The sequence below is a fragment of the Nostoc sp. FACHB-133 genome (assembly GCF_014698055.1).
GTDB lineage: Bacteria > Cyanobacteriota > Cyanobacteriia > Cyanobacteriales > Nostocaceae > Nostoc.
This window is the reverse complement of record NZ_JACJSH010000012.1, coordinates 137375-156950: the sequence shown is the minus strand read 5'-3', so window position 1 is coordinate 156950 and position 19576 is coordinate 137375. Positions and strand designations below refer to the sequence as shown.

The following is a 19576-nucleotide window of genomic DNA, read 5'->3' as shown; positions in this document are numbered from 1 at the left end:
TACCAGCCACCACCGAATCTAGCGCAGCGTTCCCCTGTTGCGTCAATGTTCACAGTCCCGGTTTTTTGTTCACGATCGCTTGACTTTTAAGACAGTCGCTACTGGGATGCGATAGCCTCCATACTCAATATCCTTCAGGACAACACGATTATAGGCATACACTGGCGGATAGAGTCTTTCTGCTTCTTTTAGTACGTTGGTTAACTGTGGAAATTGGAATTTCTTCGGCGGATTTTAGCTGCTGCATATTTAAGTACCTCTAGCAGGAATTAGCAACAGTATCTATTTAATTCTAAAACTTAGCTAGGCTTTGTAAATCCAAATTACCAATCACGGTAGAGTTTTTCTGCGTAGAACATAATCTCTTCATTTGGCAATCTAATTTTCGGTTTTTGCCGAGGATACAAACTTTCAACTGCACCCGTATCCTGTTGAATGACTGTGGCTGCTGCTTGTAAAACTGAGTTTTTAAACAGAAATTTCATCAAAGGATTGACGACTCTGGCATACATCAAAATAAAAGTTTTGGTGATTTTGTCTGTTTCAGGGTAGAGAATATGAATTTGAGCAATATCACCAATCGGCGTTTTAGCAAAAAAAGCTGTAGTTGAAGGAAATGCGTATTCTAGTGTGTTAGAAAGTGTTTTAGGAAATATTCCCAAAACAGGATTTTTGATAATTTCTCCTAGCGTGTTGTTGGCTCTAATCAGTTCTTGTTTAACTGTGGCATAATATCCTTTTTCTTCAAAAGCACTGACATTACAAGTTGTAATTTTAAATAGTTCTTTATGAGTACCATTTTGGTGATTATAGTCATAGTTAACCATCAGGTTAGTCAAAAACTCACCCTGAATACTTTTATCCCCAGTTACTCCGAGAAACTCGTATTCATCGACAATTTTTTGATGCAAATCTGGAATTGGTAATCTTGGCTCAAATCCAGCATAAGTCCAGATACAATCATTGCTAATAATTAGCTTTAATGGTTTGGTAATTGGCTGATTGTCTTTTTTTTCTCCTTGCTGTAGTCTACCTTGTCCATCAAATTCTAGTGCATGAAAAGGGCAAGTAATAGTATCTCTCTCTTGACAAATCCAGCCGTCTGATAAGGGTGCTTGCATGTGCGGGCAGATGTTATCAAGGGCAAATACTTCGCCTTTTGGGTTTTGCCAAATGACATAATCCTGTCCGTTTAAAGTTATTTTATTGGGTTTATTGACTCCTAATGTAGATTTGTGTGCGATTAACCAAGGCGCACCTGGTAAAATTGGTTCCATTTTTCCTCCAAAATATTGAAAAGTTATTTATTGAAGTTCGATAGATGCGTTAGCAAAAGGTAACGCAATCTTGGAAATTAAAAGTTGTAGACAAGCTGGTGTCACTTACCCTACATTGCTATTTTGAATGTCAATTGGGAAATTAAAGTCTTATCTGCAATGGACGAACTAACACTACCAAGCATTTACTTGGCTGACTTCGGCTACTGCATGGATCAGTTATACAACTAACTAAATTTTTAGTTAGTTGATATTAATGTAATAAATTTCATTTTCTATGTCAACTACTAACCAATTTTTTAGTTAATATATTTTCGTTATGATGATGGAGAAACGTGGGTCGTTCAACGCAATCAAAATTTTCATCTAAAAAGCCGCGTCAGGTGCGTGATGCAGAAGTGACGAAAAAGCAGATTCTCGATGCGGCGGAAGCGGAGTTTGCCAGAAATGGACTTCAAGGGGCGCGGACTGAGGCGATCGCTAGAGGTTCAGGTGTCACCACAGCGATGATTTACTACTACTTTCAGAGCAAAGAAGGACTATATGAAGCTGTTCTGCAACGTCCGGCGGTGGAGATGCACAAAGGGTTTGAGCAGCTAAATTTGGATCAGTTCCCACCAGAGGAGGCGTTGAAGGTGCTAGTCAAAGAAGCGATCGCTTACGAAGCTGCTCACCCGCACAGAGGGATGCTTTGGTTTCAAGAAGCAAACCAAAATCAGGGAAAGTATTTCAAACAGGCAAATTGGCAAGAAAATTTTAGCTATCTCATCAAGATTTTAGAGCGAGGGATGGCAGAAGGTTGTTTCCGTCAGATCGATCCATTTCTCACAACTCTGCATATTATTGGGGTTTGTAATTTATACTTCAACGCTTACGAAAACATCAAGCATACTAGACCTGATTTGCAACTGCTGAGTCCAGAAATGATCGAGCAGCATACTCAAGCAGCAGTTAATTTTATTTTGGCTGGGGTGCGATGTAGTGAGAATTAGGGATTGAATATTGGGAAAACTGCGATCGCGTGCCAAACCGTCATAATAAAAAAACTAGAGTAAGTAACTGACTTTCTCTGGATTAAAAAATAGGAGTAGCAAGATGAATGCTCATAAAGTAGAAGCTGTTTTAAGTGAAGATGGAACTTTGATACTGCGGGACTTACCTTTTCATGCAGGGGATGCTGTGGAGGTTATTATTCTCGAAGCTAAAATTCCACAGCCTCAAGAAGCACCACCTAGCCAGTTAGAAACCAATCTCTATCCAATGCGAGGTAAACTACTCCGTTATGATGAGCCAACAGAACCCGTCGCTTTGTCAGATTGGGAATTTTTGCAATGATTATACTTGATACACATATCTGGGTTTGGTGGGTTGACGATAACGAGCGATTAACTAAAAAACATCGGGAATATATAGAAGAATATCAATCTCAGGGTTTAGGAGTAAGTATTGTTTCTTGTTGGGAAGTCGCCAAATTAGTTGAAAAAAATCGACTAGTTTTTTCTTGTTCAGTTAATGAATGGCTGGAAACAGCTTTGGCTTATTCCGGAATACAGCTATTAAATTTGACGCTGCCGATAGTAGTTGATTCAACTCAATTAAGCGGATTTCATAGCGACCCTTTTGACCAAATTATTGTAGCTACAGCGATAAATTATAGGTGTCCTTTGTTAACTGTTGATACGAAAATCCTTAACTATTCTGGTGTGGTAACGCTTTCATAAACACTTCTACCTTATATTGGCTATTGATGAAGATGAAGCTTGAGTTATTAAAACTAAATCTGGCGAGCGCTTACGAATGGTCAAATTAATTTACCCCAGCGACTATCAAGCGATCACATCTAGAGCTGGGGTGTCGAGTCAGCCAGGATTAAAGAAGCCTTGGGATTGTCGAAAATCCAACGGGAAAATTGTTAACAAGTAAAAAGTAAAAATTAAGAAATGCTTGCGGTATCAAAATAGTAAATAAGTCACCACAAACAATAGTAGTAAGTAATATTATTTAATAATTTTACTAAGCTGTGGCTCAAAACCACATATATTGAGTCTACTACACTCCTTCAATATATAAGCGTAACTTTCTGAACGACTTCTCATTTCTAATGTTATTTGATCAGAATTTTAATTAACATAATACAGATTAAATTTAAATGACTTAGCTAATAGCTAATTTTGCCCGACAAAGACGAACGCTCGCCCCCCTGAAAAAAAAACTCTTAACAAGATTATCAGCAGGTACGCGTAGGCGTAGCCCGTGGTGGACATCGCATTATGAATTCCGCACAGTGTTACTAGCCTTCAACTTAGGATAAGCAATCCGTTTGTGATGAAATTGCTGCCAAACATCTACAAATATTTGAGCAATTTGTGACATCTCTTCCCGCTTTAATCCTGAATCAACAAGTTGATTGTCTTGCCATTTCGCACGCAGGATATTATTCAGCATTGTTAAAGCTTGTTCTGTGGAGACATCTTTAAGTGATCGCTTTTCTCCCACAGATTTAGCCGATGCTTGCAGCGATCGCAACGCGGCTTCGCAAGAGTCCGCTAACATTACAATTCCAGTCTCCCGTGATTGGGGAATCGGGCCATCGTAGCGAAAATCTGCGTCGTCTACTGTCAAACTTGGATCTTCCTGAGCCATTTGCTGGGCTTGGTGATGGAAATAGGCAATTAGCATCGTTCCCTGATGCTCTGGAATAAAAGCTTGAATCGCTGTCGGTAAAAGGTGTTTACGTGCCATCACCAACCCTTCTGTTACGTGCTTTTTGATAATCTCTGCACTCTTCCAAGGGTCTTTAATTTCTGTATCGTGTTTATTCGGCCCTCCCATTTGATTTTCAATAAATCCAAGTGGGTCGTGCATTTTGCCAATATCGTGGTATAGTGTTCCAGCCCTAACTAGTTCAACATTGCATCCTAGTTCTTTGGCAGCAGCTTCGGCAAGGGTAGCTACAAATAACGTATGTTGAAAAGTTCCAGGAGTTTCTGTAGCGAGTCGTTTTAATAAGGGCCGATTAGGGTTCGCCAACTCTGCTAAACGGATGGGAGTGACTAAATCGAAAACTTTTTCGAGATAAGGACTCAACCCTAAAGCCACAACACTCCAGCCTAAACCGGATAAAGCAAAAAATCCAGCTTCTCGGAGAACGATATACCAGGTTGAACCAAATGCTTGACCAATTAAGATTTTAACAATCAGGTAAATGCCGCCCTGAGTTAAAGCGATCGCAAGCCCTAATAATGCCAATTCTTCACGCGATCGCAATCGTTGCGCGATGTAACTACCTAATATTGCCCCACCAGCACCAGCTAAAAGCGCAACTTTGCTCATATCCAAGATAACAGCTAATATCGGCAACAACAGTCCAACAACTGTTAACCCTAAAGTCGGACCGTAGAAGCTTCCCAACAATAAACCAAGGGCGCTCCAAGTGGTGTAAGGCAATCCCATTGTCACCAATCCTGGCACACTTAGAGTTAGCAATAAAACTAATAGGCGATCGCGTTGTCGTAATTCATAATCAACATGGCGTTCTACCCAGACAAAAATGCCAATGGCGATCGCAATCAAGCCTCCTAACTTCAACAACCCCCGCCATTTTACCTCTCGGCGAACCAGGCGATAATGCTTCAGCACCTCTAAGTTCCATGCAGTAATTTGCACTCCTCTTTTGACAATTACCTCACCATGCCGTACCTCTTCCATTACAGGTGGCACTCCAGCAGCAGCCTTTTGAGCGTTTACTCTCGTTTCTTCTTCATCTTTTTGCAGATTCGGCTTGAGTACAGCTAACAACAGGTTCTTTGCCAAAGGTTGGGCGGATTCTGGTACAAGGGACTGCAATTGTAAACTCACCGCATCCTGTAAGATATTTTTTGGCAGTCCTTGTGGGATGCCTTGAGTGAGAATCCGCTCTGCACTTTGATGGATTCCCATTTGTGTTTTTTCCCACTCCACATCTGACAAATCCAAAAGGAATGATTCCTCGTATACTGCTTCTGGGGTAACAGTCTCTAACTGTAAAAGTTTGGTAGTAGCTTCAGTGTATCTTTTGCGTGTTTGGGAAATTTGGGCAATCAGTAAGGATAAGTTTTTCTCAGAAGTTGTGAGGCGGTAAGATTCTAGTTCTGCAACTGCTTGCGTAAAATCAGTGCTTTGAGAAAAATCAACTGGCTCTGTTTTCTGTGGTGTTGTGCGCGGTTGGCGTTCCTGATTGGGTGCAGCTATAGATGATGGACGGGATGAGGTGGTTTGTCCTGTTCCTTTCTTTTGCTGATTTTTACTATTTTCTACGGCAACTTGTACCGCTTGCCATTCTGAGTCATTACAAGAGCGGAGATAACGCTGGGTAGAGATGGGCAAAACTACAGAATCAAAAAAAGGAAAAGCTCCAGCAACAGCGCGAATTTCGTTACCATCATCTAGAAGTTGTTGCAAATTTTCGTTGATTTGTTCGTTCATTCGCGCATCCAGCATCAACACTTGTAAGGAGCTTCTACTGACGGCTTTGCGCTCGGCTTCTGTTTTTTTCTGATCTTCAATTTTAGCTGTATAAGGCGCTGTAATAGTTTGGGGCGCGGGATGTCCTAGTTGGAGTTGAGTTTGGTTGTATAATTTTTGCCCAATAACGCCTGTAAGGGATAATACAGCGATCGCTAAAATTCCTAAAGAGCGGTGTTCATGCACCCAATCTAAACAGACCGAATAAATACTACTCTTAGTTGTTACCGATTTTGCCTTTGACTGGAGCGCTCTTTCTTGTTTTCGACGAGCGCTTTTGTCATTGCTTTTGGATAAAAATAAGATTACATTCTTCTGGAAAGTCCTTAAAAGTTGCTTTCTATCGCTTTTACTTTTGGGACTTCTCATTAACTTTCCTTTACGGCGTAGTCCTTTGTACTGTCGCCGCCAGTGAGTCAATTGCTGGGTTAAGAACTGCAAAAATTCCTGCATTTTCATTATCTCTGCCTGCAATTGCCTACTTTGATAGCTCAAAAAAAAGACAATCATCAGGGAAATTTCATCTGCTACTGTTGCAACTACGGTGACGGAGGCTAATTAAAGCTGATTTGCCACAATAGCTACTGACAGAATCTGTCTGAGGTTTGCTGAAAAGTTCTAGTATATAAGACTAGTACACTATAGCAATGGGCAAAAGCCCCTTGTCTAGTTAATTGAGATGGTAGCTGGATTTAATTCAAGCTGTCCTAATTATGTTTTAAGCTGTTGTGCCTTTAATTTGCACTAATATTTTTTCAATATGATTTTGGGGTGGGCCGAAAAGCCCGCCCTGATAGTGCAAGTTGTATACGTAACAGCTTATCAAGCTAATTTTGAGAGTTTAGTACCCGCACCATTTTTCGGTGGAAATAAAATTAACGTGATCGAATAACGCGAGGAGCTGCGTAAACTGAAAGCAAAGCCTCCTCACATCCCTGTGTTAACTCTCTGGGATTTAGGTCAATATCATACACTCCTGACCACACCGCCACAAATGCATCGGTCAATTTTAACATTTGGGAAAAGCTAGTTAATCCCCATACTGGAGAATTCCTTTGCAACAGCAAGACTTGCCAATTTACAGGAATTCCGCTTATACCGTTATATGCTCCTGATAAAGCACCAGCAATTGCACCTGTAGCCTGTGAGCTTAGAGATGTAGCATCTTGCACTTTAGAATTGCCATTGTGAGTAGCCTGCAAAACCGCAAGGCGAAAGTCTTCTAAGGTACTCAAAAAGCAGTAAAATGCCATAGCAATAGTGTTACTGAGTTTTTCTTCCCTAACAAACTCAGCTTGCGCCCTTGACAATCCTGCCCCTTGCTCTAATAAATTCTGGACTTTTAATAATTTTTTTGGTATGGATGTCGGTGTTTCACCAAGAAAAGAAATTGTTTGTGGGATGAGGGTTAGAGGGTCGAGTTTTTCAGTTAGAGCAAGAGATATCGCATAAGCTACCGCGAGTGTTCCATCCCTTACTACTGGATCATCTTCCCAGATTTTTAGTACACGCAGCAAATTTTGTCGCAGCTTAATCGGATTTTCGTGAAAAAAAAGTGCTATTGGTAGTGTGGCAATAATTATTTTTATCGATATATCATCAGCTGCTAAATGAAGAGATTCTTGCTGCTGACGCGCTATCCAATCATCTAAATCTAATTTACCCAAATTAATTAAACTCTCAGTACCCAGAATCGCCATTCTGCCTAAGTCTAGGTAACTCTGAGACTGTATTTTACCATCAGATGTTAAACTTCCACCCAGAAATGCTCCGAGGAAAGTACCTCTAAATCGACTTATAGGAGAGTAACGCATAGAATTTTAGATTTTGGGTTGCACCTTTGGTGCGCTTCTAGCGTAACTTAGATTTGGGATTGAATAATTTAATTCCAAATCTAAACTCTAAAATCGATTCATTTTTCATGCTTTACGTTTCATTTTTTCTTAAATGATTTACCAAAGCTTGTAAGCCCAACAAGTAACTTTGAACACCAAAACCACTTATTTGCCCGATCGCAACTGGGGCGATGTACGAATGATGGCGAAAATCTTCCCGGCGGTAAATATTACTCAGATGCACTTCGACTGTGGGCAAGTTAACAGCCGCGATCGCATCTCGCAATGCCACACTTGTGTGAGTATATGCCCCCGCATTAATCAAAATTCCTTGATGTTGTCCTAATGCCTCATGAATAGTATCTACTAAAATTCCTTCATGATTTGACTGCAAGGGAAAAACTTTCACCTGTAACTTGAATCCTTCTTCTTCTAACAGGCGGTTAATTTCAGCTAGTGTCAACGAACCATAAATTCCTGGTTCTCGCTGTCCTAGCAAATTTAAGTTTGGCCCATGCAGTGCCAGAATGCTTAAGGGTTGTAATGTCGAGTTCAGCACTTTGGATCTAGTGGCGACGACGCGAGCGATCGTTCACAGGAATCGGAATCAGTTCCGGTTCCGGTTCAGCCTCTGGCCCTAACAGGCTCTCAATCAGCCTGCGTGCTAATTCCTTAAGCTTTTCCAGCACCTTTTCTATATAGTCCATGAACTGAATGCTCCTGAGATACTACCTCAAATTTTGATTAACAGGTACGCAGAAAATGGCACATTGTCGTACCTCTGGCTTCCAACCGGGCACAGACACAATCCCGTTTTTGGGACATAAGCCACTTCTAAAATTTGGCGTTGTGTTCTCCCTTACTTTTTAGAGTATCACACTTGCAACCTACAGAACTGCATCCTATCAAGGATAAATATCAAGGGTCAAGAGTTTAAAGATCGGACTTTGGACTCTTGACTACGAATTTTAGATTTACGATAGCGTAGCCTTAGCCTTAGCGTTAGCGAGTCATCGAGCGTCCGTAGGAGCGTCTTTTAGATTTTAGATTTTGCCTACAAGGGGGAGCCCACTGCGGTGGACGGATTCTCCGGCATAAAGCAAGTGGCATCGGGGTATGAACCGCAAAATTCTTTTAATCCAAAATTCGAGTTGCACTGGAAGCGCACCAAAGCTATGACCCAAAATCCAAAATTAGTTGACTTACAGTTAGCCTTCTGTGACTTTCTTTTTCGCAGCCGTCGTTGACTTAGCAGTTGACTTAGCAGTTGACTTAGATTTGGAAGTCGTTGATTTAGTCGTTTTGCGAGTCGATTTCGCTGTCGATGCCTTAGCGCTCAACAAGTTAAGCGCTTCAGTCAGAGTTATATCTTCTACAGTTTGACCTTCTGGGATACTCACATTAGTTTTGCCATGCTTGATGTAAGGGCCATAAGGGCCATCGTAGATGTTAATTGTTTCCCCGTCCTCTGGATGTGGGCCCAATTCGCGTAAGGCTGCCTTGGACTTGCTGTTGGTGGAACTGCGTCCCTTTTTGGGTTCGGACAATAGTTCTAATGCACGTTCTAGGCTAATTGTCAATACATTGTCAGCAGCTTTAAGGGAACGGTAATCTTTCCCTTCCTTACCCTGGTCATGAACCACATAAGGGCCAAAGCGTCCCAAACTTGCTTGGATTTTGCTGCCTGTGACTGGGTGAACTCCCAATGTCCGGGGTAGTGCCAATAGACCAACAGCCATTTCCAGGGTAACGGTTTCTGGGGTGACACCCTTGAGTAGAGAAGCTTGTTTCGGTTTGGGGTTTTCGTCGGTTTTATCGCCCAATTGGACATAAGGCCCATAAGCACCGATTTTCACATAAATCGGTTCGCCAGTTTCGGGATGCCGACCAACCTGGTCAGGACCTGTGGTTTTTTGCCGCAGCAATACTTCTACCTGTTTGGGGTCGAGGTCTGCTGGTGTCAAGTCTTTGGGAATTGAGGCGGTGATTACCCCCTCACCATTTGTAACTTCAATGTAGGGGCCATATTTACCAATACGGACTTTGGCATCTAGATTCTCCAGTTCTACAGTCCTAGCTTTGGTGGCATCAATTTGACTTTCCCGTTCTTTTACCAGGGTTTCTAGCCCTTTTTCTCCCAGATAAAATTTCTGCAAGTAGGGTAGCCATTTTGCTTCACCTGTGGCAATGTCATCAAGGGTTTGCTCCATCTTCGAGGTAAAACTGGGATCAACGATGTCTGGGAAATGTTTTTCCAGTAAGTCGGTGACGGCGAAAGCGGTGAAGGTAGGAATGAGAGCGTTACTCACCAAATGGGCATAACCTTTGTCGATAATTGTGCCAATGATGCTGGCGTAGGTACTGGGACGACCGATACCTTCACTTTCTAAGGTTTTCACCAAAGAAGCTTCGGTGTATCTAGCTGGGGGTTGAGTTTCGTGTCCAACTGCTTCCAGTTCTGTACAATTCGGATGATCTCCCACTTTCAGATTGGGCAAAATTACTTCCTGGTCTTCCAGTGCTGCTTCTGGGTCATCTGAACCTTCGACGTAGGCACGTAAATATCCAGGAAATTCAATCCGTTTGCCAGAAGAACGGAATCCAGCATCCTCAACTTGCAATTGCACGCTAATTTGAGTTTGGCGGGAATCAGCCATTTGACAGGCGACAGTCCGCTTCCAAATCAAATCGTAAACGGCAAGTTCTCGACCGCCCAAACCAGTTTCTTGGGGGGTGCGGAAGGTGCTACCTGCTGGACGAATTGCTTCGTGTGCCTCTTGTGCGCCTTTGGATTTGGTGGTGTATTGCCGGGGTTGGGGACTGAGGTATTGTTGACCGTAAAGCTTTTCTACAGAACTCCGAGCTGCTGCGATCGCTTGATCTGACAAATGCACCGAATCTGTCCGCATATAGGTAATATACCCTTGTTCGTACAAGTTCTGGGCAACCCGCATCGTGTCACGGGCTGAGAGGCGCAGTTTCCGGTTAGATTCTTGTTGCAACGTCGAGGTGGTAAACGGTTGCGACGGTTTGCGCGTCACTGGGCGTTCTTCAATGTCGGTAACACTCCAAGTTTTCCCTGTTAGGCGTTCCTTGAGGGCTACGGCTTGGTCTTCGTTGAGCAACAAGACATTACGACCTGCGATAATTTCTCCAGTCGCTGCGTCAAAATCGCTGCCGTTAGCAATTTTGGTTCCTGCCAATGTTACCAACTGGGCACCAAAAGGGGTTTTTTCCTTTGACAAACTGGCTTTCAAATCCCAGTATGTACCCTCATGGAAAGCGCGGCGTTGGCGTTCTCTAGTGACTAAAAGCCGCACAGCTACAGATTGCACCCGCCCAGCAGATAATCCCCAGGCGATCTTTTTCCATAGCAGGGGAGACAGGGTATAACCCACGAGTCGATCTAAAATCCGCCGCGTTTCTTGGGCGCGAACCAACTGCTCATCAATTTGACGGCAGTCTTTCAGAGCTTTTTTGATCGCCTCTTGGGTGATTTCGTGAAACACCATCCGCTTAGTCGGAACTTTCGGCTTCAGCAATTGGTATAAATGCCAACTAATGCTTTCACCTTCCCGGTCTTCGTCTGTTGCCAGAATCAGTTCATCTACATCTTTAAGGGCTTCTTTAAGCTGGGTGACAATTTTCTTTTTGTCTTTCGGGACAACATATACCGGTTCAAAGTCGGCGTCCACATTTACCCCTAGCTGCGCCCATGTTTCCCCCTTGACGGCAGCAGGAATTTCACTAGCCGACTGGGGTAAGTCACGCACATGACCCATAGACGCTTCCACCCGGTAGCCTGATGGCAGGTAGTTGCGAATGGTACGAGCTTTGGTTGGAGATTCGACGATGACGAGAGTTGACATGGAAATTTCAATAAAAAGAATAGCTACTAAGCTAAACAGTCAAATTGAGGTAATTTTTGCAAATTGTCAAGATAAAAGGTCGCGCTTAGGGCGGTGCTTTAATCCTCACATAAACTGTCTGCTTGGGAGAAAATCCCCTGAACTTGTGGCCCAGTCTGTCCCAAAGGATAGAGAAGGCTACGCTGGGTGTGAATTTCCAGCTATTTCAATCTTTAACTTATCTAACGCATAATTGGCGACTACAGTTTTAAAATTTGGGGATTGGGGACTGGGGAATGGGGAATGGGGACTGGGAAGAATAACTATTTATTGCCCAATGCCCAATGCCCAATGCCCAATACCCAATGCCCAATGCCCAATGCCCAATGCCCCATTCCCAATTCCCACTTTCATATAGCTTGTGCCAAAATTAAACCAAACTTGAGAGCAAAAGCGAAGTGGAGTTTGTATCCATGTCAGGAAAGCAAAACTATGAAACCAATTCGTCAAGGTGATGTAATTTTACTGCCTGTGCAGCAAATTGAAGGACAAAAAATACCTCACTTAACTTTGGCAGAAGGCGAAGTTACGAGGCATAAGCATCGCATTACTGAGGGAAGCGCAGAATTATACGATAAAGATAGCACGCTTTACTTACGTGTGTTTTCAGAGTCGGCATTGCTAGCCCATGAGGAGCATAAAGCTATTTCTATTCCCCAAGGTGATTGGATGGTGAAAATTCAGCGAGAATACGAGCCTGAAGGTTGGCGATATGTCGCTGATTGAAAATTTAACGCCTGAGCAAGAGGCTTTGATTCCAGTTTATCGGGAAAAGTGGAGAGCGATCGCGCTTTCAACTGAGCGAATTGATAAAGAAAAGGCGGCGGAAGTCGTTAAAGCTGCATATACAGCGATCGGTAAACAACAGCCGGAAATTATTTTTTGTGACAGTCCTTATGCAGGTTTGAAAATTATTCTTAAAAAACGAAATAATAAATTAAATTCGAATAACATAAATTTAAATAATAATTTAATTAACTATATTTCTACAGCTTTAGTTAATAAAAGTTCAAAAACATTATATCAACTAGATAGGCAGGTTATTAGGCAATTAACTATTTTTAGACTAGATTTTATTATATCTGAATATGTATTTGAAAAAAAATCAAAATTCAAAATTCAACCTAAGATGAATTTAGATCGTCTTTGGTTAAAATCACAAAAGTTGGCTAGTGATTGTTGTTGGTTAGATTTTTATATATCTGTCTTAAATTGTTCTTACAGCAAAATAAGATGGAAAACCTTACAGTCTCTATCAAGATTTTGTGGTTGGATTTCTCCATTTGAAAACCTTTGTATTATCTGCGATCGCCCCCTTCACCTGCGCTTCGACAATCAAAACCGCCTCCACGCTGAAGGTGAACCCGCCATTGAATTTACTGATGGATATAGCCTCTACTCCTATCACGGCGTAACCTTGTCTGAAAAATACGGTAAAATCCACCCGCAGCAATGGCAAGCTACTTGGCTTTTAACAGAGGAAAACGCCGAACTACGCCGAGTGTTAATTCAGGGTATTGGTTACACTAGAATCTGCCAAGAACTACAAGCTGTTGAATTAGATACTTGGCAAGAATATACTCTATTAAAAATTGATGCTGATGTTGATGAAGGATCAATTCATTTACTAAAAATGACTTGTCCCAGTACAGGCTTTATTCACGCCTTGCGAGTTCCACCGAATATGAACTCAGCGCGTGAGGCAATTCGCTGGGTGAATTGGGGTGTAGACCCAGAGGCATTTGGTGTGCAAACCTGAGTTTATCAAGCCCAGCTTTTTTATTGGGTTTTATTTTTGAGACTACACACAAAATATAGTGCTTCTCGAATGGAAGCAATACATTTTGACCTCTCTCCAAACCTCTCCTAAAAGGAGAGAGGCTTTGAGACTTACTCCCCTTCCCTGCTAGGGAAGGGGCTGGGGGTTAGGTTTGTATTTCATGCAATTGAGAACCGCTATAAAAGACGCAAATTTATTTTTTGCGTCTTCTTTTCTTTGGAGTTTTGAAAATTAGAAACTGAATGTGGTTCTAAGTGCGCCAATCACAACATCATCGTTGTTATTGTTATGATCTGGAGATGTTAACCAGATGACTCCTGGGGTAATAGTGATATTGTCACTCAGCTTATACTGGTAGAACGCCTCAAGATGATAGGATGTATCGGGATCTGCATCTAATCCTGCGATATTAGAACTTGTTAATCTAGGTTCTACACCGGCAATAATACCAGCCAAACTTCCTTCTTTACCGAGGTCAGGGAAGCCGAGGGTAACGGCATAGTTCCAAATATCAACTTCTCCACGGTTTCCAGTCAAAGTACGGCTGTTGGTGTATCCAGCCCAACCACCTAAAACTATGTTATTAGTGATGCCGATGGATGCTTGGACACCGTAAGAATTACTGGAAAATCGGGAATCTAGGGTACCATCGCCATTTATATCTAAGGGCGCGAGAGTTGCTGCATTGCTACCAGTGAGTAGTGGTTGGTTGTAGGAATTGATGTAAGTTAAACCAATAGAAATGCGATCGCTTGGTTTAACTGTCACCTGTGCCAACGCACCGTAAGATCCATTAAACAAACCATTATTGGGTGTAGGGTCATTAGCTGTACCACTCAAATACCCTAAACTCAGTGCCAATTTATCACTGAACTCGTGTGTTACTCCCAAACCCGCGCCGTTGATCTGGCCATAAATTGGGTTACGTGTACCAAAGGTGGATAAAGCACCAAAAGCGCCATCACCATCAAAGAGATTAACAGTACTGGTAAGATCATCTGCTGCACCTGCGTTAGCGATCGCAACAACCTCTGTTTTTTCACCTAACGGAAATCTGTAGAAAAGCGCGTCTATCGCAGCATTAGTAGTACCGTCCTCGCCAGCAAAGAATAAATTACCCTCTGGCGTACCAATATTTGGGCTGAGAATATTATTAGCCTGGATTCTGGTGAACAGTGTATCTTTTCCTGTGAAGCTGGTCACAAATTCTATCCGCGCCCTAACCCCTAAAGTTGTATTTTTGTCTGTAATTTCTGCACCGTTCACTGTATTTCCTGACAAAACATCGCTAACGACAGCAACAACTTGTCCTTGCAATTTGGTTGTGGTTGAGAACTGATTCGCCTCCAATTCAGCAGTTTTAGCTTCTACTGCATCTACACGACCTCGGAGTGTCACTAGTTCTGCGGAAAAATCTTCTTGCAGCTTTTGTAATGTTGCTAAATCTTGTTTGTTAGCTAAATCGCCTGTGGCTGTAGCAATAAGTTCGTTAACGCGATCGAGACAAGCATTTAAACCAGCAGCGAACTCATATCGCGTTAATGCGCGATTACCACGATAAGTACTATTTGGGTATCCTGCAATACATCCATATCGCTCAACCAACGACTGCAATGCTTGGAATGCCCAGTCAGTAGGTTGTACATCAGAAAATTGAGATACGGAAGTAACTTGCCCTGTTATCTGAGTGTTTGTGTCTGGACTAGCTAAAACTTGCGGTTTATTGATTTCAGACGTAGCGGATGTTTCACCTGCAAATGCAGCAGTATTCACAAATAGCATTGCACAGCAGACTGCTGGACTAACTAGCAGATATTTCCAGAAATTTTGCATTTTTCTCCTCACACTGATCTTCAATTCACACCCAAAGCACGTTTTTTTAACGTGTATTTCATGCAAATATTTCTCAGTAATATTATCAGAAAGAAACAACCTTTTTAACAAAAAAAGTCAAGAAATCCTAATTATTCAAGGGAAACTAAATTGCGGAGGCTGTACCACTTGACAAAGTTTTGTTGTTACTCATTACACAGGAAACTGAGAATGATATTATGTATTGGAAATGAGAATGAGAATTATTATAGTCTAAAATTTAGAATAAGTCTCATAGACTTGCATCCATTTGGAGGAGGAAAACACCGTGATGATCAATGGCAAAGGGCTGATCAGAGGAAGACAAAGAAGCGGCATCTTGTCCATAATGACTCTACTAATGTTGTCAATGATTGCTGGCTGTAGCCAATCGAATCAGAATCAGGGAACAATACCTGAACAGTCACCGCAAGCACAGGCAACTGTATCCACCCCGGTAGCGCAATTAGGAAAAACTAAAGTTGTGACGACATTTTTGCCTATATATTTGTTTACTAAGGCAGTAGCTGGGAATGTAGCAGATGTAGAAATTCTAGTGCCGCCTGGTACGGAGGTACATGAATACCAAGCGACACCAGAAAATGTCAAAGCGATCGCAACCGCGAATGTGTTAGTAAAAAATGGTTTAGGTTTAGAGGAGTTTTTAGAAAATACGGTCAAAAATGCCCAAAATACCAAATTAGCTGAAATTGATGCCAGCAAAGGTATTAAACCCTTAAATGAAATTTCACCCGTTGTAAAAACAGCGAAGGAGGAAGAAAACCACGAACACGCCCAAGGTAATCCTCATGTTTGGTTAGATCCAGTTTTGGCAAAACAACAGGTAACTAATATTCGGGATGGATTAATTGCTGCTGATCCGGCAAATAAAGCTACTTATGAAGCAAATGCTGCGGCTTATATTAAAGAATTAGAAAGTTTAAATAATGAATTTCAACAGACTTTACAAAAAACTCCTAGTTGCACCTTTATTACCTTTCATGATGCGTTTCCCTATTTAGCAAAACGCTATAACCTCAAGCAAGTTGCTGTGGTGCAAATTCCCGAAGATCAACTTTCACCCACTGATGTGCAAAATGCAGTCAATGCTGTGAAAAAGTACAAAGTTAAAGCTTTGTTTAGTGAACCAGGAGTAGATAATAAACTCCTAAGTAGCCTCTCCAAAGACTTGAAATTAACTTTGCGTCCTCTGGATTCCCTAGAAACTGGCGAAACAGATCCGCAGCATTATTTCAAGGCAATGAAAGCTAACTTACAAATTTTGGAAACTTCGTGTAAATAGGTTTGTCATTTGTCCTTTGTCATTTGTCCTTTGTAAAAACTAACGACCAATGACCAACGACCAATGACCAATGACCAATGACCAATGACCAATGACCAATGACTAATGGCTAATGACCAATGACTAATGACATTGCTATTTTAAAAGTAGAAGGATTAACTGTCTATCAAGGTAGTTATCTAGCTGTTCGAGATGTTTCTTTTGAATTGTTACCAGGAACAGATACAGCTATTGTTGGCCCCAATGGTGCTGGTAAAAGTACTCTGGTAAAAGCGGTTTTAGATTTGATACCTCGAAGTGCTGGTACGATTGAAATTTTCGGTCGCCCAATTGCAAGGTTGGGGCGTTTGCGTCATTTATTGGGCTATATGCCTCAAAATTTCATCTTTGACCGCAGCTTTCCTATTTCTGTTAGCGAATTAGTGGGACTGGGATGGGCAAAAGAAGGAAAAAAGGGAGATTTATTTTTTTCCAAGCTGTGGAAACAAGACAGAGAAAAATCGGCAGCAGTAGTAGAAGCTTTACGGCGAACCGATGCTTATCATTTACAGCATCAAGCTATTGGTACTCTTAGTGGTGGTCAACTTAAGCGGGTGTTGTTGGCTTATTGTTTGGTAATGCCTCGGAAACTGTTGGTACTCGACGAAGCCTTTGCTGGTGTTGATGTGCAAGGTTCAGCAGATTTTTACGCTTTGCTAAATGAATTAAAGCGAGAGGAGGGTTGGACGGTATTACAAGTTTCTCATGATATTGATATGGTAAATCGCCATTGCGATCGCGTGCTTTGCCTTAACCAAAGCATTGTTTGTACTGGTAAACCGGAAATTGCCCTTTCACCGCAAAACCTGTTAGCAACATACGGCCCAGGTTTCAGCCGTTACCAGCACCAACATTAAAGCTTATAAATATGAATTTCTTCAATGATTGTCAGATAGCTTGGCTTGCGATCGCCAGTAGTAATGACTTGGTAAGCTTGTTAACATTCCCCTTCATGCAGCGTGCGATCGTCGGTGCTGTGTTAATGGGAATACTTGGCGGGATGTTGGGTAGTTTTGTCACCTTGCGCCAGTTGTCCTTTTTCAGCCACGCCGTTGGTCATGCAGCATTAGTAGGTGTGGCATTAGGTGTACTACTCCAAATAAATCCTACTTGGATGCTGTTACCTTTTACCTTGGTTTTCGGGGTTATTGTTCTCTATTTCATCGACAAAACCGACTTAGGTAGCGATAGTGTCCTTAGCATAGTGCTATCTGGGGCATTAGCGATCGGTGTGATTCTCACTAGCTTGATTAAAGGATATCGCGGCAACTTGATGGCTGTGCTGTTCGGGGATATTCTAGCGATCGATACCACAGATTTGATTTTGACGCTGTTAGTACTTGTGGGAGGTAGCATATTTTTACTATCAACCTTGCGACAGCAAATTTTATTGACCCTTAACCCTGATGTAGCACAAGTCCAAGGCGTTCCTGTCCAATTGTATCGCTATGTATTTGTGGTTTTGCTTTCACTCGCCGTTGCCGTAGCGATTAAAGCTGTCGGCGTTTTACTAGTGAACGCTTTTTTGGTTATTCCCGCCTCTACTGCCAAATTGATGAGTCACCACTTTAGCCGCTTTCTAGTCATATCGGTCATAGTTGGTTCCATCAGCAGCATTGCTGGCATCATTGTCTCTGGTATTTTCAACCTTGCTTCTGGCCCAAGTATTGTTCTTGTACAATTCCTGCTATTTATAGCCGTTTTCATCTGGTTTAAGTTGAATTTGAAAGCTGCATAAATCTTTTTTCTCCAAGGGCTTGCTATATTTTGGGATGTTTGCTACATTGATTAATCGTGGCTCACAAAAGCCCCAGCCGGGATAGCTCAGTTGGTAGAGCAGAGGACTGAAAATCCTCGTGTCACCGGTTCAAGTCCGGTTCCTGGCATCACTTACAGACAAAAACACTTCTGGCATCCTGCTTCCACTCGCAGTAGACTTGCATCCAACATAAATAAATCGTTGGTAGCATTAGTAGCGGTAACACGCGTTATCTCTACCGTTGACAGCAAGACAGAAAAAAGGGTAAGGATTCTCACTATCCCTACCCTGACGGTAAACGTACACACTGTTAACGGACAATGACGATGAGTGAGGAAGAGAGTAACGCTACGCCGTAGAACCGTGCAAAGTTGTGTGTATTTGTTTGCAGCAGTGACAACAGTCGTAGCGTTACTGGGTGGTTCCCCCGCCCTCGCATACCCCTAGTCTATTGTCGTCCTCCGTTCTCAACAGCGATGATTGTTAGGCAATGCCATAGCAACAGATTCTCGTGTTACTGCGATCGCCTAACCGTGAGTATTGCGTACTCTGGAAACCTATAGGTATCGAAGTCAAGCGTGCATCAACCGTGATGTGTTCCAAGGTGCGCTATAAGATATGTCTTATATACTTGTTGAACTATCCAACAAAGCATTGGTGCAAAGCACTTTGTCACATCGATTTCTTGCCGATGACTACCTTTTTTATCACCTGCGTCTCGATACCATTCCCTCAATCTTTGCCGGACTGTATTTTCTTTCTCACCCAGTAGTTCTGCTAAAAATACTGCTACTGTTGTTAGACCTGGGGAAAAGCATCATTCCCAGATCCATTACTCCACATTGCCAGTACCTTCGCCTGTCGCTGACTTAAATGTGGTAACTTTGCGCTAATGATCGCTATGCAGCTGTTTAAACCTGAATACTTGTTTATGACCTGCTTTATGTCACGATGTTTTATTCTATCTTCTACCCTTTTCTAAAAACCTGCCCTTGAAAGGGGGGGATGAGTGAGATGAAAAGAATAACTCTCAACTCCTAACTTTTTACTCTTAACTCTCTATAGCGGTTTGCGATCGCATGGATCATAGATCAATACAGTTCAGTTAAGCATTTTTTTTCTATTTCTTCTCTTCCTTCGTGTCCTTTGCGTCCTTTGCGGTTCGTTAAAAAATTCACTTTGACAAAGAGTAAAGCCTTAACTGAACCGTATTGGATCATAGATAATTCGTAGGGTAGTATCTGAACTTCTCTTATGATTGCCGTTTCTCTATAAGACACTAGTACCGCAAGGCGGAATTAAAAATTAAAAATTAAAAATT

General features: G+C 42.1%; 17 protein-coding genes and 1 tRNA gene. 10 read left to right on the top strand and 8 right to left on the bottom strand.

Annotated features, from left to right (window positions below; genetic code table 11):
• Positions 1-69 precede the first annotated feature (69 nt).
• The gene (locus tag H6G86_RS38660) at positions 70-162 is read right to left on the bottom strand and encodes a hypothetical protein (RefSeq protein ID WP_313930939.1); all 93 of its coding nucleotides are present in this window, start codon (positions 160-162) and stop codon (positions 70-72) included.
• Between the two features lie 161 nt (positions 163-323).
• Positions 324-1277 carry a Rieske 2Fe-2S domain-containing protein gene (locus tag H6G86_RS12830; protein WP_190934648.1) on the bottom strand — a complete coding sequence of 318 codons (954 nt, stop codon included), beginning with the start codon at positions 1275-1277 and terminating at the stop codon, positions 324-326.
• Between the two features lie 335 nt (positions 1278-1612).
• Between H6G86_RS12830 and H6G86_RS12825 the strand changes: the two genes are divergently transcribed.
• The 3 genes from H6G86_RS12825 to H6G86_RS12815 all read left to right on the top strand — a co-directional run bounded on the left by H6G86_RS12825 (position 1613) and on the right by H6G86_RS12815 (position 2998).
• Positions 1613-2269, top strand: coding sequence for a TetR/AcrR family transcriptional regulator (locus H6G86_RS12825; RefSeq protein ID WP_190934647.1), 657 nt, complete (start codon positions 1613-1615; stop codon positions 2267-2269).
• A gap of 103 nt (positions 2270-2372) precedes the next feature.
• Complete coding sequence (locus tag H6G86_RS12820) at positions 2373-2612, top strand: hypothetical protein (protein WP_190934646.1); 240 nt, start codon at positions 2373-2375, stop codon at positions 2610-2612.
• Positions 2609-2998: a type II toxin-antitoxin system VapC family toxin gene (locus tag H6G86_RS12815; RefSeq protein WP_190934645.1), complete on the top strand. Its 390-nt coding sequence runs from the start codon at positions 2609-2611 to the stop codon at positions 2996-2998. Before H6G86_RS12820 ends, H6G86_RS12815 begins: the two co-directional genes overlap by 4 nt.
• A gap of 547 nt (positions 2999-3545) precedes the next feature.
• Here the strand turns inward: H6G86_RS12815 and H6G86_RS12810 are convergent.
• From H6G86_RS12810 to topA, 5 genes are all read right to left on the bottom strand, one after another.
• Positions 3546-6239 carry an HD family phosphohydrolase gene (locus tag H6G86_RS12810; protein WP_190934644.1) on the bottom strand — a complete coding sequence of 898 codons (2694 nt, stop codon included), beginning with the start codon at positions 6237-6239 and terminating at the stop codon, positions 3546-3548.
• 416 nt (positions 6240-6655) lie between these two features.
• The gene (locus tag H6G86_RS12805; protein ID WP_190934643.1) at positions 6656-7594 is read right to left on the bottom strand and encodes an ADP-ribosylglycohydrolase family protein; all 939 of its coding nucleotides are present in this window, start codon (positions 7592-7594) and stop codon (positions 6656-6658) included.
• A 112-nt stretch (positions 7595-7706) separates the two neighbouring features.
• The gene (gene aroQ, locus H6G86_RS12800) at positions 7707-8174 is read right to left on the bottom strand and encodes a type II 3-dehydroquinate dehydratase (protein ID WP_190934642.1); all 468 of its coding nucleotides are present in this window, start codon (positions 8172-8174) and stop codon (positions 7707-7709) included.
• Positions 8175-8181: 7 nt separating this feature from the next.
• The gene (locus H6G86_RS12795) at positions 8182-8322 is read right to left on the bottom strand and encodes a hypothetical protein (protein WP_012410890.1); all 141 of its coding nucleotides are present in this window, start codon (positions 8320-8322) and stop codon (positions 8182-8184) included.
• Between the two features lie 501 nt (positions 8323-8823).
• Positions 8824-11484, bottom strand: a complete 2661-nt coding sequence (gene topA / locus H6G86_RS12790) for a type I DNA topoisomerase (protein ID WP_190934641.1) — start codon at positions 11482-11484, stop codon at positions 8824-8826.
• 282 nt (positions 11485-11766) lie between these two features.
• Between topA and H6G86_RS38655 the strand changes: the two genes are divergently transcribed.
• Entirely contained in the window at positions 11767-12249 is a 483-nt protein-coding gene (locus H6G86_RS38655; protein WP_242064804.1) for a DUF8820 family protein, read from the top strand.
• Complete coding sequence (locus tag H6G86_RS12780; RefSeq protein WP_190934640.1) at positions 12236-13282, top strand: DUF6745 domain-containing protein; 1047 nt, start codon at positions 12236-12238, stop codon at positions 13280-13282. Before H6G86_RS38655 ends, H6G86_RS12780 begins: the two co-directional genes overlap by 14 nt.
• Before the next feature lie 252 nt (positions 13283-13534).
• On the opposite strand, the gene H6G86_RS12775 is transcribed toward H6G86_RS12780, so the two are convergent.
• A complete protein-coding gene (locus H6G86_RS12775; RefSeq protein WP_190934639.1) occupies positions 13535-15136 on the bottom strand; it encodes an iron uptake porin in 1602 nt (533 codons plus the stop codon).
• A gap of 310 nt (positions 15137-15446) precedes the next feature.
• On the opposite strand from H6G86_RS12775, the gene H6G86_RS12770 reads away from it, so the two are divergent.
• The 5 genes from H6G86_RS12770 (at position 15447) to H6G86_RS12750 (ending at position 19128) form a co-directional block, all read left to right on the top strand.
• Positions 15447-16457, top strand: coding sequence for a metal ABC transporter substrate-binding protein (locus tag H6G86_RS12770; protein ID WP_190934654.1), 1011 nt, complete (start codon positions 15447-15449; stop codon positions 16455-16457).
• Positions 16458-16576: 119 nt separating this feature from the next.
• On the top strand, positions 16577-17353 hold the full coding sequence (locus tag H6G86_RS12765) for a metal ABC transporter ATP-binding protein (protein ID WP_114085699.1): 777 nt from the start codon (positions 16577-16579) through the stop codon (positions 17351-17353).
• A gap of 11 nt (positions 17354-17364) precedes the next feature.
• Positions 17365-18234 carry a metal ABC transporter permease gene (locus H6G86_RS12760; protein ID WP_190934638.1) on the top strand — a complete coding sequence of 290 codons (870 nt, stop codon included), beginning with the start codon at positions 17365-17367 and terminating at the stop codon, positions 18232-18234.
• 75 nt (positions 18235-18309) lie between these two features.
• Positions 18310-18382 (top strand) — tRNA-Phe (locus H6G86_RS12755).
• Positions 18383-18873: 491 nt separating this feature from the next.
• Positions 18874-19128 (top strand): hypothetical protein, encoded by a 255-nt coding sequence (locus H6G86_RS12750; protein WP_190934637.1) that lies wholly within the window; start codon positions 18874-18876, stop codon positions 19126-19128.
• Positions 19129-19576: the final 448 nt, after the last annotated feature.

Excerpts from the sequence above, each read along its gene's own strand:
- H6G86_RS12830 (WP_190934648.1), bottom strand. The coding sequence starts at position 1,277 with ATGGAACCAATTTTACCAGGTGCGCCTTGGTTAATCGCACACAAATCT.
- H6G86_RS12820 (WP_190934646.1), top strand. The coding sequence starts at position 2,373 with ATGAATGCTCATAAAGTAGAAGCTGTTTTAAGTGAAGATGGAACTTTG.
- H6G86_RS12815 (WP_190934645.1), top strand. The coding sequence starts at position 2,609 with ATGATTATACTTGATACACATATCTGGGTTTGGTGGGTTGACGATAAC.
- H6G86_RS12810 (WP_190934644.1), bottom strand. The coding sequence starts at position 6,239 with ATGAAAATGCAGGAATTTTTGCAGTTCTTAACCCAGCAATTGACTCAC.
- H6G86_RS12805 (WP_190934643.1), bottom strand. The coding sequence starts at position 7,594 with ATGCGTTACTCTCCTATAAGTCGATTTAGAGGTACTTTCCTCGGAGCA.
- H6G86_RS12795 (WP_012410890.1), bottom strand. The coding sequence starts at position 8,322 with ATGGACTATATAGAAAAGGTGCTGGAAAAGCTTAAGGAATTAGCACGC.
- topA (WP_190934641.1), bottom strand. The coding sequence starts at position 11,484 with ATGTCAACTCTCGTCATCGTCGAATCTCCAACCAAAGCTCGTACCATT.
- H6G86_RS38655 (WP_242064804.1), top strand. The coding sequence starts at position 11,767 with ATGGGGACTGGGAAGAATAACTATTTATTGCCCAATGCCCAATGCCCA.
- H6G86_RS12780 (WP_190934640.1), top strand. The coding sequence starts at position 12,236 with ATGTCGCTGATTGAAAATTTAACGCCTGAGCAAGAGGCTTTGATTCCA.
- H6G86_RS12775 (WP_190934639.1), bottom strand. The coding sequence starts at position 15,136 with ATGCAAAATTTCTGGAAATATCTGCTAGTTAGTCCAGCAGTCTGCTGT.
- H6G86_RS12770 (WP_190934654.1), top strand. The coding sequence starts at position 15,447 with ATGATCAATGGCAAAGGGCTGATCAGAGGAAGACAAAGAAGCGGCATC.
- H6G86_RS12765 (WP_114085699.1), top strand. The coding sequence starts at position 16,577 with ATGACTAATGACATTGCTATTTTAAAAGTAGAAGGATTAACTGTCTAT.
- H6G86_RS12760 (WP_190934638.1), top strand. The coding sequence starts at position 17,365 with ATGAATTTCTTCAATGATTGTCAGATAGCTTGGCTTGCGATCGCCAGT.
- H6G86_RS12750 (WP_190934637.1), top strand. The coding sequence starts at position 18,874 with ATGTCTTATATACTTGTTGAACTATCCAACAAAGCATTGGTGCAAAGC.